This is a genomic window from Variovorax sp. Soil_C_33 (genome assembly GCF_057656935.1).
Window position 1 is genome coordinate 130566 of sequence record NZ_JBDGJK010000004.1, and the last position, 13843, is coordinate 144408.

Annotated in this window: 15 protein-coding genes; 7 read left to right on the top strand and 8 right to left on the bottom strand. The window is 68.7% G+C overall.

All coding sequences use genetic code 11. The features are described 5' to 3' along the window. Positions 1–80 precede the first annotated feature (80 nt). Positions 81–497, top strand: a complete 417-nt coding sequence (locus tag AC3A6B_RS08315; RefSeq protein WP_487836255.1) for a YXWGXW repeat-containing protein — start codon at positions 81–83, stop codon at positions 495–497. Between the two features lie 40 nt (positions 498–537). Here the strand turns inward: AC3A6B_RS08315 and AC3A6B_RS08320 are convergent, their stop codons facing one another. Genes AC3A6B_RS08320 through purU form a run of 4 tightly spaced genes read right to left on the bottom strand, consistent with a single transcriptional unit; the run spans position 538 to position 3964 of the window. Then, a complete protein-coding gene (locus AC3A6B_RS08320; RefSeq protein ID WP_487836256.1) occupies positions 538–1263 on the bottom strand; it encodes an LrgB family protein in 726 nt (241 codons plus the stop codon). Between the two features lie 3 nt (positions 1264–1266). Next, a complete protein-coding gene (locus tag AC3A6B_RS08325) occupies positions 1267–1617 on the bottom strand; it encodes a CidA/LrgA family protein (RefSeq protein WP_487836257.1) in 351 nt (116 codons plus the stop codon). A 13-nt stretch (positions 1618–1630) separates the two neighbouring features. Then, a complete protein-coding gene (locus AC3A6B_RS08330) occupies positions 1631–3109 on the bottom strand; it encodes an FAD-linked oxidase C-terminal domain-containing protein (protein ID WP_487836258.1) in 1479 nt (492 codons plus the stop codon). Between the two features lie 9 nt (positions 3110–3118). Next, positions 3119–3964, bottom strand: a complete 846-nt coding sequence (purU, locus tag AC3A6B_RS08335) for a formyltetrahydrofolate deformylase (protein WP_487836259.1) — start codon at positions 3962–3964, stop codon at positions 3119–3121. A 91-nt stretch (positions 3965–4055) separates the two neighbouring features. Here purU and aptA point away from each other — a divergent pair, with 91 nt between their 5' ends. Then, positions 4056–5393, top strand: a complete 1338-nt coding sequence (gene aptA, locus AC3A6B_RS08340; RefSeq protein WP_487836260.1) for an omega-aminotransferase AptA — start codon at positions 4056–4058, stop codon at positions 5391–5393. Here the strand turns inward: aptA and AC3A6B_RS08345 are convergent. Then, the gene (locus tag AC3A6B_RS08345) at positions 5374–6084 is read right to left on the bottom strand and encodes a ChaN family lipoprotein (RefSeq protein ID WP_487836261.1); all 711 of its coding nucleotides are present in this window, start codon (positions 6082–6084) and stop codon (positions 5374–5376) included. The two genes, aptA and AC3A6B_RS08345, sit on opposite strands and share 20 nt — an antisense overlap. A gap of 159 nt (positions 6085–6243) precedes the next feature. Here AC3A6B_RS08345 and AC3A6B_RS08350 point away from each other — a divergent pair, with 159 nt between their 5' ends. After that, on the top strand, positions 6244–7317 hold the full coding sequence (locus tag AC3A6B_RS08350) for an AbrB family transcriptional regulator (protein WP_487836428.1): 1074 nt from the start codon (positions 6244–6246) through the stop codon (positions 7315–7317). On the opposite strand, the gene AC3A6B_RS08355 is transcribed toward AC3A6B_RS08350, so the two are convergent. Beyond that, positions 7314–7592 (bottom strand): BTH_I0359 family protein, encoded by a 279-nt coding sequence (locus AC3A6B_RS08355; protein ID WP_487836262.1) that lies wholly within the window; start codon positions 7590–7592, stop codon positions 7314–7316. The two genes, AC3A6B_RS08350 and AC3A6B_RS08355, sit on opposite strands and share 4 nt — an antisense overlap. Positions 7593–7713: 121 nt before the next feature. Further along, positions 7714–8829: a DUF3108 domain-containing protein gene (locus AC3A6B_RS08360; RefSeq protein ID WP_487836263.1), complete on the bottom strand. Its 1116-nt coding sequence runs from the start codon at positions 8827–8829 to the stop codon at positions 7714–7716. A 99-nt stretch (positions 8830–8928) separates the two neighbouring features. Here AC3A6B_RS08360 and AC3A6B_RS08365 point away from each other — a divergent pair, with 99 nt between their 5' ends. Further along, the gene (locus AC3A6B_RS08365; protein WP_487836264.1) at positions 8929–9939 is read left to right on the top strand and encodes a fumarylacetoacetate hydrolase family protein; all 1011 of its coding nucleotides are present in this window, start codon (positions 8929–8931) and stop codon (positions 9937–9939) included. Here AC3A6B_RS08365 and AC3A6B_RS08370 read toward each other — a convergent pair whose 3' ends face one another. Continuing rightward, positions 9940–10710, bottom strand: coding sequence for a LuxR C-terminal-related transcriptional regulator (locus AC3A6B_RS08370; protein ID WP_487836265.1), 771 nt, complete (start codon positions 10708–10710; stop codon positions 9940–9942). 74 nt (positions 10711–10784) lie between these two features. Here AC3A6B_RS08370 and AC3A6B_RS08375 point away from each other — a divergent pair, with 74 nt between their 5' ends. From AC3A6B_RS08375 to AC3A6B_RS08385, 3 genes are read left to right on the top strand one after another with little or no spacing between them, the layout of a single operon-like run. Then, positions 10785–12533 carry an FAD-dependent monooxygenase gene (locus AC3A6B_RS08375; RefSeq protein ID WP_487836266.1) on the top strand — a complete coding sequence of 583 codons (1749 nt, stop codon included), beginning with the start codon at positions 10785–10787 and terminating at the stop codon, positions 12531–12533. Between the two features lie 58 nt (positions 12534–12591). Continuing rightward, entirely contained in the window at positions 12592–12822 is a 231-nt protein-coding gene (locus AC3A6B_RS08380) for a hypothetical protein (protein WP_487836267.1), read from the top strand. A gap of 40 nt (positions 12823–12862) precedes the next feature. Beyond that, a complete protein-coding gene (locus tag AC3A6B_RS08385; RefSeq protein ID WP_487836268.1) occupies positions 12863–13837 on the top strand; it encodes a Bug family tripartite tricarboxylate transporter substrate binding protein in 975 nt (324 codons plus the stop codon). Positions 13838–13843: the final 6 nt, after the last annotated feature.

Consider the following 13843-nt stretch of genomic DNA (forward strand, 5'->3'; position numbering starts at 1 on the left):
AATTTGTGGCGCAGCGCTTACAGGCCCTTCACGCGGGCCAGGGACGATGAAGGCTCCAACAACTCATGAGGAGCACCCCCATGAAAAGACTTGCTGTCACCTTGGCCGTGGGCGCCGCGTCCCTTCTTTCGGTGGGCGCAGCCGTAACGATACCGACCACCGCGCAGGCGCAGCCTGCCGTCATCATCCAGACGCCGCCGCCGCCGCCGCGCACCGAGCGCATGCCGCCGCCGCGCCGCGGCTACGTGTGGGCACCGGGCCACTACGAGTGGCGCGGCGGGCGCCATGTCTGGGTGCAGGGTGCATGGGTCCGCGCGCGCCCCGGTTATGCCTATCGTGCGCCGGAATGGCGTGAACGCGATGGCCGCTGGGAATACAACCGCGGCCGCTGGGACCGTGACCGCGACGGCGTGCCGAACCGCTACGACCGCGACCGCGACAACGACGGCGTGCCCAACCGCTACGACAACCGCCCGAACAATCCGAACAGAAGTTAAGTAGCCAGGAGAGCGCCCGCCTCGGCGGGCGTTTTTCTTTCTAGAACATCCGGAACACCAGCGGCATCAGGAGCGCAGCCAGCACCACCTGCATGCCCAGCGCCAACCCCGCATAAGCGCCGGCATCGGCATCCACATGCAGCGCGCGGGCCGCGCCGATGCCGTGGGCCGTGGTGCCGAGCGCGAAGCCGCGCGCCGCATAGCCGGCGGCATCGGTGCCGATGCGCAGCGCATCGAAGAGGTACTTGCCCGAGAGCGCGCCGATCATGCCGGTGAGCACCGCGAACACCGCAGACAGCGCCGGAATGCCGCCGATCTTTTCCGCGATGCCCATGGCCACCGGCGCCGTGACCGACTTGGGCGCGAGGGAAAGCACCACGTCGTGCGGCAGGCCCACCGCCCAGCCCAGTGCGACGGCCGATCCGCCCGCCGCCACGCCGCCTGCCAGCGCCGCGAGCAGCAGCCGCCCGCAGCGCGCGCGCAGTTCGGCGCGCCGCTGCCACAACGGCCAGGCCAATGCCACGACGGCCGGACCGAGCAGGAAGTGGATGAACTGGGCGCCCGCGAAATAGGTCGGGTAGTCCACCCCCGTGGCCAGCAGGCCGCCCGCAAGCGCGATCACCGACCACAGCACCGGGTTGGCCCAGGGCGCGCTGCCCAGCTTCGCGTAGGCCGCGTTCGCGAGCAAATACACCACCAGCGTGGCCGTGAGGCCGAAGAGCGGCGTGGCCGAGAGATAGATCCAGAGTTCGACGAAGCGCGGCACGGCTCAGGTCTTGTTCTTCTTGCGGTTGAATCCGTAGAGCACCAGCACGGTCACCGCGAGCCCGATCCAGGTCGACAGCACGACGACGAGGAGCATGCGTCCGCCGTACTGGCTCAAGAGCGCGAGATGCGTCATCACGCCCACGCCGACCGGGATGAACAGCAGCGACAGGTGCGCGAGCATGAAGTTCGCGCATTCGGCCACCGGCTCGCGCACGACAGGAAAGTACAGCGCGACGAGCAGCAGCATCAAGCCGAGGACCGGGCCGGGCAGCGGCAGCGACAAGCCGCGCGACAGCACCTCGCCGATCGACTGGAACACCAGCAGCCAGGCCAGGCCGCGCAAGCCGTTCATCGTGCCCGCCCGTTCAGAAACGGGGGAGGTCCGGATGCGCCACGCGCCCGCCACGCACCACTTCGCGGCCGTACTCGGCGCAGCGCTGCAACGTGGGGATGGCCTTGCCGGGGTTCAGCAGACCTGCCGGATCGAAGGCGCGCTTGACGCCGAACATTTGCTCGTTCTCTTGCGCCGTGAACTGCACGCACATGCTGTTGAGCTTCTCGACGCCTACGCCATGCTCGCCCGACACCGTGCCGCCCATCGCGACGCTGGTCTCGAGGATGTCGGCGCCGAAGAGCTCGCAGCGGTGCAGCTCGTCGGGGTCGTTGGCATCGAAGAGCACCAGCGGATGCAGGTTGCCGTCGCCGGCATGGAACACGTTGCAGCAGCGCAGCTTGTACTTCTTCTCCATCTGCTGGATCGCCAGCAGGATGTCGGCCAGGCGCTTGCGCGGGATGGTCGAGTCGAGGCACATGTAGTCGGGGCTGATGCGGCCCGAAGCGGGAAAGGCGTTCTTGCGGCCGCTCCAGAACTTCAGGCGCTCGTCCTCGTCGCGGCTCACCGAGAGCGCGGTGGCGCCGGCATTGCGCAGCACTGCGCTCATGCGGCCGATCTCTTCTTCGACCTCCTCGGGCGTGCCGTCGGATTCGCACAGCAGGATGGCTTCGGCGTCGAGGTCGTAGCCGGCGCGCACGAAGGCCTCGACCGCGGCCGTCATCGGCTTGTCCATCATCTCGAGGCCGGCCGGGATGATGCCGGCCGCGATCACGGCCGCCACCGCATCGCCGGCTTTGCGCACGTCGTCGAAGCTGGCCATGATGCAGCGCGCGAGCCGCGGCTTGGGCACCAGCTTGACGGTGACCTCGGTGGTCACGGCCAGCATGCCTTCGCTGCCGACCACGAGCGCGAGCAGGTCCAGCCCCGCGCAATCGAGCGCCTCGCTGCCGAACTCGATCGCTTCACCTTCGGCGGTGAAGCCGCGCACGCGCAGCACGTTGTGCAGCGTGAGGCCGTACTTGAGGCAGTGCACGCCGCCCGAGTTCTCGGCCACGTTGCCGCCGATGGTGCAGGCGATCTGGCTCGAAGGGTCGGGCGCGTAGTAGAGGTTGAAGGGCGCAGCGGCTTCGCTGATCGCGAGGTTGCGCACGCCGCACTGGACCACCGCGGTGCGGCCGACCGGATCGATCTTCAGGATGTTGTTGAATTTGGCGAGCGAGAGCGTGACGCCCGCGGCGTTGGGCATCGCGCCGCCCGAGAGCCCGGTGCCCGCGCCGCGCGCCACGACCGGCACGCCGAGCGCGTGGCAGGTCCTGAGCACGGCCGCGATCTGCGCCTCTGTTTCCGGCAGCGCCACGGCCAGCGGGCGCTGGCGGTAGGCAGTGAGGCCGTCGCACTCGTAGGGCGTGGTGTCCTCGGCGTTCCAGATCAGCGCGTGCGCCGGCAGGTGGGCCTGCAGCGCGCGCACCACCTGCGACTGGCGTTCGGAGGCTTGGGCGAGCGCGTTCATGGAATGACTCTACTTGAACACCACCGTCCGGTGCCCATTGAGCAGCACGCGGTGCTCGCTGTGCCACTTCACGGCGCGTGCCAGCACCTGACTCTCGGTGTCGCGGCCTCGGGCCGTCAGGTCTTCGACGGTGTCGGTGTGGTCGGCGCGTTCCACGTCCTGCTCGATGATCGGGCCCTCGTCGAGGTCGGCGGTCACGTAATGGGCGGTGGCGCCGATCAGCTTCACGCCGCGGTCGTGGGCTTGGTAGTAGGGCTTGGCACCCTTGAAGCTGGGCAGGAAGGAGTGGTGGATGTTGATCGCGCGGCCGGCCAGCTGAGTGCACAGCTCGTTGCTGAGGATCTGCATGTAGCGCGCCAGCACCACCAGCTCGGCGCCTTCGGCTTCGATGATCTCCAACTGCTTCGCCTCGCCCTGGGCCTTGGTCGCGGCCGTCACCGGGATGTGGTGGAAGGGCACGTTGTAGCTGGCGGCGAGCTGGTAGAAGTCGCGGTGGTTCGAGATGATGGCGCGCACGTCGATCGCGAGCAGGCCGCTCTTCCAGCGGAACAGCAGGTCGTTGAGGCAGTGGCCTTCCTTGCTGACCAGGATCACGGTCTTCATCGGCTCGGCCGCGACGTGCAGCTTCCAGCGCATGCCGAAGCTTTGGGCCAGGCCTGCGATCTGCTCGCGCAAGGCGGCTTCGCTCTGGCCGCAGGCAAAGCGTACGCGCATGAAGAACAGGCCCGTGCCGTGGTCGTTGTACTGCGCCGCTTCTTCGATGTTGCCGCCGCGCTCGAGCAGAAAGCCGGAAACGGCGTGGACGATGCCGGTGCGGTCGGGACAGGAAAGGGTGAGGATGTACGCGGGGGTCATAAGGGCGGAGATTGTCGCAGGGCTGCCGCGGAACGCGCTCGGTGCCAAAATGCCCTTCTCCCCGTCAGCGCCTCCCCGGCAGGAGTGATTCATGGCCTACAACGACTTCACCATGGACAACCAGTGGTTGCCCTTCACTCCGAACCGCCATTTCAGGAAGGACCCGCGGGTCTTCGTGGCCGCCGACGGGATGGAATTCACCACGCATGACGGCCGCAAGGTGATCGACGGCATCTCCTCGCTCTGGTGCGTCGGCGCCGGCCACAACCGCAAGCCCATCAACGAGGCGATCAAGAAGCAGCTCGACACGCTCGACTACGCCACCGCCTTCCAGGTCAGCAACGACCAGGCTTTCAAGGCGGCCGAGATGATCGCCGCAATGGCGCCGGGCGACCTCAACAAGGTGCTGTTCTGCAACTCCGGCAGCGAGGCCGCCGACACGTCATTGAAGGTGGCCCTGGCCTACCACCGCGCGCGTGGGGAAGGGCACCGCAACGTCTTCATCGGCCGCGAGAAGGGCTACCACGGCGTCGGCTTCGGCGGCATGTCGGTGGGCGGCATTCCGGGCAACCGCAAGGTGTTCGGCTCGGCCTTTTTGCCGCGCGTGGACCACATGCGCTTCATCCACGATCCGGTGAACCATGCCTACATCCACAACGAGGAGCCGGTGTGGGCGGACGATCCGCTGGCCGATCTGGAGCAGCGCATCCTGCCGCTGCACGACCCGAGCAACGTGGCGGCGATCATCGTGGAGCCGGTGGCGGGTTCTGCCGGCTGGTACCTGCCGCCCAAGGGCTACCTGCAGAAGCTGCGCGGGATCTGCGACAAGCACGGCATCCTGCTGATCTTCGACGAGGTCATCACCGGTTTCGGCCGCATGGGCACCAACTTCGCGTCGGACTACTACGGCGTGGTGCCCGACATGCTGAACTTCGCCAAGTGCGTGACCAACGGCGTGATCCCGCTGGGCGGCGTGATCTGCCGCGACAAGCTGTACGACGAGATGATGAACACCTCGGCGCCCGAGCACGTGGTGGAGTTCTTCCACGGCTACACGTACTCGGGCCACCCGGTGGCTTGCGCGGCGGCAATCGCGACGCTCGAGCTGCTGAAGAAGGAAAAGCTGTTCCCGCGCGCCGGCGAAATGGGCAAGGTACTGGGCGATGCCTTCCACGGCGCCTTCAAGGGGCTGCCGAACGTGATCGGCATCCGCAGCCTGGGCCTGGCGGCCGCGGTCGAACTCGCGCCGATCGCGGGCTCACCGGGCAAGCGGGCCTACGACATCTTCCTGGACTGCTATCACAAGGGTTCGCTGGTGCGGCCGGCGGGCGACGTGATCGTGATCGCACCGCCCTTCGTGGTCGAGAAGTCGCACATCGACACGCTGGTCAATACGCTGGCCGACTCGATCAAGAAGCACGCTGCTTGACGCCTGCGCAATAGTCCTTCTCCGGCAGCGCCGGCGTCAGCCACACGGCGTCGAAGGCGCCGGGTTCGCGCGGGGTCATCGGCACGCCGGCCTGCAGCTGCACCGTCTTCACCGCCAGGTCGCTCGGCAGGTGTTGCGGTACGCCGAGCGCCTTGGCGGTATGGCCGGCGCCGCTCAGCAGCAGCACGGTCTTGCCCGGCACCCGCGCCTTGACGATCGCTTGCGCCATCGCGCGGTCGCGTGCGATCTGGATGCGCGTCATCGGCCCGATCTGCGATTCGGGCAAGAGGTTGCAGTGGCCGTTGCGCACCGCCTCCTGCTGTGCCTTGTGCGCCTCCTTGCCGAGCTGCACGTCGAGCGACACGTCGGCCATCGCGTCCTTCATGCGTTCGCGCGGCAGGTTGGCGCCGAGCACGGGCACGCCCGCGCGCACCGCGGTCATCACCGCGGGGCCGTAGGCACTCCAGGGCCAGGCCTTTTCGTTCCACTTCAGCGCGGCCTGCACCTGCGCCTCGGTCGCGTCGCGCGCCAGGCCGGCCGTGGTCGTGCCTTCCTCCGCCATCTCGAGCGCCAAGGCGGCCAGGCGGCCGCGTGCAACCAGTGTCTCGACCGTCTCGCGCTCGATCACCTGGTGCTCGGCGGCGTCGTGCTGTTCGCCGAGGAGCAGCGCGTCGGCCGGCAGCAGGGCCATCGCGCGTCGGGCGACCGGCTCATCCGCGCGCGGTGCGAAGACAGAACAACCCGTGAGGACCACGGCCATGAGCAAAGACAGCGTGAAAAAGCGTCGAAACAGCATCCAGCCATACTATGCGACGGCGGCTGCAGAGCGCCGCCGTCCAATTCCCTTTTCCTGTCCGTGTCCCTCCGCTTTTCGGTTCGCGTCCTCGCCACGCTCTTGCTTGCACTCGTGGCGGCCGGCGTCTGTCTCGCCCTGCATACGCCGCTGCCCTGGATGATCGGGCCGCTGCTGGCCGTGTCCCTGGCTTCGATCGCCGGTGCACCGACCGCCAGCCACACGCCCTTGCGCAATGCCGGGCAGTGGGTGATCGGCGTCGCGCTGGGCCTCTACTTCACGCCGCAGGTGGTCGCGCTGGTGGCGGGCGTGTGGTGGGCCATCGCGCTCGCCATCGTCTGGGCACTGGCGCTGGGCTGGGCCTTCGGTGGCTGCTTGCAGCGCTTGCATGCGGATCGCATGCCGCATGTGCCTGTGCGATCCATGAGAGCCACGACTTACTTCGCAGGCGCGATCGGAGGTGCCTCCGAGATGACGCTGCTGGCCGAGCGCGTCGGCGCGCGCACCGACCTGGTCGCTGCCGCGCACAGCCTGCGGCTGGTGCTGGTCACGATCGCGATTCCGTTCGCGATGCAATGGAGTGGGCTGCACGGGCTCGAGATCAACGTGGCCGGCGTGCGCGAAGTGCGCTGGGGCGGCCTCGCGCTGCTTGCGCTGGCAACGGGTCTGGGCGGCTTGGTGATGCGGATCGCGGGGCGCACCAACCCGTGGTTCATGGGCCCGCTGCTGGTGTCGATGGGATTCACCATGGCCGGGCAGCAGCTGTCGGCAGTGCCGGTGTGGCTGTCGAACGCCGCCCAGCTGGTGATCGCGGTGAGCCTGGGCGTGCGCTTCAGCCGCGAGTTCCTGCACACGGCGCCGCGCTGGCTGGCGACGGTGGCGCTCGGCACGCTGGCGATGATCGCGCTGTGCGGCGCGTTCGCGTGGCTCCTGGCCTGGGGCACGGGGCTGCATCCGGCCACCATGATTCTGGGCACCTCGCCCGGCGGCATCGCCGAGATGGCGATCACCGCGAAGGTGCTGCAGCTGGGGGTGCCGCTGGTGACGGCGTTTCAGGTTTGCCGGTTGGTCGCCGTGCTGTTGATCGTGGGGCCGATGTACGGCTGGTTGTACGGCAAGCGCCGCGCTTAGTGGACGAGGACGGGCGTGTGCGCCAGCTCGGCGTAGCCCTCGAGCGTGTCCTCGACTTCTTCCTGCGTCGGCGTGTTGAGCTGCCAGGCGGCGATCTGCTGCTGGAACAGCTCGGCCCAGGAACCGTCGAGGTAGACCTCCTTGCCGGAGCGCTTGTCCACGATCTCGAAGCCGTGGCGCGCGAGCACCGGGAGGTCGGGCGCTACGGGCGTGTCGCCTTCGGTCGGCTGCACGTGCACGACGACGAAGGAGTCGGAGTCGTAAAGCATTTGCATGGCGGGTCCAGTGAGGATGTCGATAGCATTCATGTTGGTTAGATAGCAATCAACGCGCCAGTTTCAAGAAGGGCTGTTGTTTTGTAGGAACAGGCTGTGATTTTTTGTGATTTATTCGGCCTCAGGGGCGCATCGATTCCACGCTGCGCAGCTGCAGATCGGCGAAATCGCCGTTGCTCTGCGTCTGCTTGATGCGCACCGGCAGATAGCCCAGCTCGGGCGCCAGCCAGAGCTCGACCTTGTCGTCGAAGGGCTGGCGCGGATTGCGCGTGAGCTTGCGCGCAGTGAATTCGCCGGCTTGCAGGCTCAGTTTTTCATCGTCTTCGACCTTGAAGATCCAGATGTCGGCATCGCGCGGGCCTACCGTCTGGATCGCGAAAGCCGCACCGGGCGGATAGCGCCCCGGATCGCCGGCCATCAACGCGCCGAGCTGCAGGATCACGCTCAGCCGGTCCTGCGCGCCCGGCATCAGCGGCACGCTCGGTGCGTTGTTGCTGAACACCACCGTGCCCTGCTCGCGCATGAAGTGCGAGGCGACCTCGTTCCTGCGCTTGTCCGAGAAGCGGGTCGGTTCGATGCCGTTGGCGCCGATCACGCCGTTGCTGTGCTGGCTGCGGATGGTCCGGAACAGGAAGTTGAGCGACAGCTGCGCGTCGTACTGGCGGCCGTCCTGCGACCATGTCAGGTTGCCGAACACGCCCTGCATCGGCGACGTACCCATCTGCCCGGTGGCCGCGAAGGCGAGCCGCACCGAACCCGGGATGCGCTGCGGCACCGGCGCTTCGGCCTGGCCCGCGGCGTTGCTGCCGCCGGGCGCGGCCGATGCGCCCTCGGCGGGCGCCGCGGGCGCTGCCTCCGGCGCAGGCTCTGCGGGAACGCCGGCTTCGACCGGCGCCTGGGCCGTCAGATCCGGTCCGGGGGCCTCGGCCGGGGCCGAATTCTCGGGCGCCGCGGCGGGCGTCTGCGGACGGGCAGCAGGGCGCGGCGGCGCAGATTTGGGCGGCGGCTTGGCGGCGGCCGCGGGCGGTGGTGGCGCCGGCTCCTCGGCCGGCGGGGCAACGACGATGGTGCGCGTCGTGAACTTATTGGCCAGCGGCGAGGGATGCGGCCCCACGGCCATGGGCGCCAGGCCCAGCAGCGCGAGGTGCGCGAGCAGCACGGCGGCGGCCAGCAGCGCCAGCCCGCGCCAGGGCGGGCGCGGAGCCGGGGGCGGGGCGGGGAGGGCGTGCGGGGGCATCGGTAGTGGATCGGAACGCGGCGCCAAGGTTCTGCTCGGTACACTGCCGCCCGTTCAACCAGTTTAGTAGCGATGCCGTGCCGGCATCCGCCGCCACCCATGAAACTCGCCACCCTCAAAGACGGCTCGCGCGACGGCCAGCTGGTCGTCGTTTCGCGCGACCTGGCCAGCGCCCACTACGCCACCGGCATCGCCAGCCGCCTGCAGCAGGCGCTCGACGACTGGGGCTTCATCAGCCCGCAGCTGCAGGACCTGTCGGATGCGCTCAACGCCGGCCGCGCGCGCCACGCCTTCCCCTTCGATCCCGCGCAATGCATGGCGCCGCTGCCGCGCGCCTACCAGTGGGCCGACGGCTCGGCTTATCTCAACCACGTGGAGCTGGTGCGCAAGGCGCGCAACGCCGAGGTGCCCGAGAGCTTCTACACCGACCCGCTGATGTACCAGGGCGGCAGCGATGATTTCATCGGCCCCTGCGACCGCGTGGTGGTGGCGAGCGAAGCCTTTGGCATCGACTTCGAGGCCGAGATCGCGGTCGTCACCGGCGACGTGAAGATGGGCGCGAGCCCCGCGCAGGCGCTCGACGGCATCCGGCTGGTGATGCTCGCCAATGACGTGAGCCTGCGCAACCTGATCCCGGCCGAGCTCGCCAAGGGCTTCGGCTTCTTCCAGAGCAAGCCTGCAACCGCCTTCAGCCCGGTGGCCGTCACCCTCGACGAACTCGGTGATGCCTGGCAGGGCGGCCGCGTGCATCTCACGCTGCAAAGCACCTGGAACGGCCGCAAGGTCGGCATGTGCGATGCGGGCGAGGAGATGACTTTCCATTTCGGCCAACTGATCGCGCACATCGCCAAGACGCGCAACGTGCGCGCCGGCAGCATCGTCGGCAGCGGCACGGTGAGCAACAAGGGCGTGGAGAAAGACGGCCGCACCGAATGGCCCAAGGGCTACAGCTGCATCGCCGAGAAGCGCTGCATCGAGACCATCCAGGACGGCCAGCCGGCGACCGAGTTCATGAAGTACGGCGACACGATCCGGATCGAGATGAAGGGCAAGGACGGGCAGTCGATCTTCGGGGCGATCGATCAGGAAGTGGCGGCGCCGGGCGGCTGATCAGGCGCCGCGCAGCAGCGCCTTCAAGCTTCCGATCCCCAGCCGCCGGAACGCCCGGTACTGGTGGGTCCGCACCGTCGTGAGCTCGATGCCGATCTCGCGCGCCGTTTCCTTCGCAGTCTTGCCGGCCATCAGGTGGCCGATCACCTCGCGTTCGCGCAGGCTCAGGGCGAGCAGGCGCGTGGCGAGTGTCGGCTCGGCGGCTTCGCGCGCGGCCATGGCGCTGCGGCCGTGCGCGAGCGTGGCATCGGCCAGCAGCGTGGCATGGGTTTCGAGCAGCGCGAAATCCGTGTCGCCGAACTCGGGCTGCGCCAGGCTGCGGTAGAAGCTCACGGCCGTGCGCTGGCCGGTCGGCTGCAAGAGCAGGATCGAGGCGCGCTCGCGGATGCCGACGTCGCCGTAGCAGGCGGCGCGGTAGGCCGGGTCGGCCACCTCTTCGGCGCGCTGGTGGCCGAGCCACAGCTGCGCTCGCTTGGGCAGCTTGCGCTTGGCGAGCCAGACCATGTTGGGGTCGAGCAGGTCGAAGCGCTGCGCCACGTAGCGCTCCGAAGTGCGCTCGGCCGTGTTGCCGTAGGTGCTCGCGGCCGACACGGTTTCGATGCGGCCGCTGGCGCTCACCGCGAACACCGTGCAGAAGGTCACCGGCAGCACGCGATCCATCGCGCCGAGGTAGCTGGCCGCCAGGTGCGGCGTGCCGACGCCGGCGAGCACGCCGCTGACCACGGGGGCTGCCAGCGCATGCTCGGCGGCGCGAAGAGGCCAGCGCCTCATGGGGGTCTCAGGGTTAGCACTTCGTACGAAGTTACGACATCGGTGTCTGTGCGTCATCGGGACAATCCCTTCGCATGAACATCGCTGTCGCCCCCAAGCCTGCTGCCCCCGCCGCGCGCGCCGGCGATGCCGCCACCGGGCCGCTGCCTCCGATGGCCGGCGAGTTGCCGCCCTCGGTCGGCGACTTCCACTACACGCGCTTCGACCCGCGGTTGCCGACGCTCGAGGGCGGCGTCGAACCGGGTCGCCACCCGGTCGTGATCTGCGGCGGCGGGCCGGTCGGCATGTCGCTCGCGCTGGGCCTGGCCAACCATGGCGTGAAGAGCGTGATCCTCGAAGCCGACGACACGGTCTGCGTCGGCAGCCGCGCGGCCTGCGTCTCGCGCCGCAGCCTGGAGATCATCGAACGGCTCGGCGCGCTGCCGGCCTTCCTGGCCAAGGGCCTGCCCTGGACCGGCGGACGCAGCTTCTACAAGACCGAGGAGGTGTTCCGCTTCGAGATGCCGCACGACGAGCGCCAGAAGCTGCCGCCGATGATCAATCTCGAGCAGTACTACATCGAGCAGTACCTGCTGGACGCGATCCGTCGCCGCAACGAGGCGACGCCCGGATCGATCGACATCCGCTGGGGCACCGAGCTCACCGGCTTCTCGGAAGACGCCGAAGGCCTGCGGCTGGAGGCGCGCAATGCGCTCGGCAGCTATGTGCTGCAGGCCCAGTGGCTGGTCGGCTGCGACGGCGGCCAGAGCTTCGTGCGCAAGTCGCTCGGCCTGAATCTCGAAGGCACGGCCTACGAAGGCCGCTACGTGATCATCGACATCGAGCTGCACAGCACGCACCCGACGGAGCGCCGCGCCTGGTTCGATCCGCCCTGGAACCCGGGCTCGACCGTGCTGATGCACCGCCAGCCCGACGACATCTGGCGCATCGACTACCAACTGCGCGCCGGCCAGAGCACCGAGGAAGCGCTGCAGCCCGCCGCGGTGCAGGAGTTCGTGCAGCGCCACCTCGAAGCCATCGGCGAAGGCCATCTGACCTGGAAGACGGTCTGGACCTCGGTCTACCGCGCCGGCGCGATGACACTCGCGAGCTACCGCCACGGGCGCGTGCTCTTCGCCGGCAATGCCGCGCATGCGATGCCGATCTTCGGCGTGCGCGGCCTCAATTCGGGCTTCGACGACGCCGACAACCTCGCGTGGAAGCTGGCGCTGGTGGCGCGCGGCGTGTCCGATGCCGCGCTGCTAGACAGCTATTCGCAGGAGCGCATCGCCGCCTTCCACATCAATGCCGAAAGCGCGATGCGCAGCACCGAATTCATGTCGCCGCCTTCGCGCGGCTTCGACCTGCTGCGCGAAGCCGCGTTGTCGCTCGCGGGCGTGCACCGCGAGATCGCGAACCTGATCAATCCGCGGCAGACGCAGACGGTGCATTACGAGGCCTCGCCGCTGTCCAGCGCGAGCGACGAACTCCCGGCCGGTCCGAAGCCGGGCGAGGCGATGCCCGAGCAGCAGCTCGCCGCGGACCTGCATCTCACCGACTGGCTGGGGCCGAACTTCACCGTGCTCGTGCTCAACATCGAAGACACTGCGCTCGAAGCCGAACTCGCGGCCGCGCAGGCCGGCCCGCTGAAGGCGGTGCTGCGCGAGCTGCCCCCGGGCGCCGCCGATGCCGCGCTGTTCGCGGCCCTGGGCGCGCAGGAGGGCGCCGTCTACCTGCTGCGCCCCGACGGCCATGTGGCCGCGCGCTGGCGCCGCGTGCCGCCGGGCGCGCTCTCGCAGGCACTGGCGCGCGCATCGGCATTGGCAACCAAGGAGGCCGCATGAGACGCCGGGCCGCTCCCAAGTCGAATAGCACCGTAGCGCATGGCGCGGAGGTTATCCAATGACTGCAGCACTGAGCCCCGAAGCGCGCGACCGTCTCTACGCCGAATGCGCACGTGCCATCAGCGAGGCGGGCGCGGAGCGGGAATCGCTGTTCCTCGCGCGGCTCGCCCTGCTGCTGTTCGAGCAAGTCGGCGACGAAGCGCGCTGCCGCGCGGCGCTGGCGCATGCGCTGGACCAGTTGCCCACGCCCTCGCTGTCTGCCACGCCGGTCGACGAGCGCGCGAACTGACCCTTTCACGCCAACTCACTAAAACCCAGGAGACTTTCCGATGGATCGCAGAACCCTGCTCACCACCCTCGCTGCCACCGCAGCCGCCAGCGCCGCGCCGTGGGCGCGCGCGCAGAACTATCCCGAGCAGCTCATCAAGTGGGTGGTGCCCTACCCCGCGGGCGGCGGCACCGACGTGATCGCGCGCACCCTGGCCGAAGCCATGCGGCAGACGCTGGGCCAGCAGATCGTCATCGACAACCGCCCCGGCGCCTCCACCAACATCGGCGCCGACCTGGTCGCCAAGGCCAAGCCCGACGGCTACACCATCATGTCGGCCGACAACGCGGTGCTGGCCTTCAACGAATACCTGTTCAGTAAGCTGCCCTTCAGCCCCGAAAAGGACTTCAGCTACATCGGCGCCATCGGCAAGTTCCCGCTCGCGCTGGTGGTGCACCCGGACTTCCCGGCCAAGGACTTCAAGGCCTTCCTGGCCTACGTGAAGGCCAACCCCGGCAAGGTCAACTACGCCTCGCCCGGCAACGGCTCGCCGCATCACCTGGCGATGGAGATGTTCAAGAACCGCACCGGCACCTTCATCACCCACATCCCCTACCGCGGGGCGGCGCCGGCGATGGCCGACGTGATGGGCGGCCAGGTGCCGTGCATGTTCCTCGACCTGGCCTCGGGGCTGCCGATCATGCAGGGCAACAAGGTGCGCGTGCTGGCCATCGGTTCGAGCACGCGCTCGAAGCTGCTGCCGGACGTGCCGACGCTGGCCGAAGTGAGCGTGCCCAACACCGAGGTGTTCGCGTTCCAGGGCATCCTCGGCCCGGCCGGCCTGCCGGCGCCGGTGATCGCCAAGCTCAACGCCGACCTGAACCGCGCCTTCAGCGTGCCGGCGGTGCAGAAGCGCTTCGGCGATTTCGGGATGGAGGCGATGCCGGGGACGCCGGCTCAGTTCGCGGCGCTGTCGCGGGCGGAATCGAAGCGCTGGGGCCCCATCATCAAATCGGCCGGCATCAAGCTGGATTGACTCCGC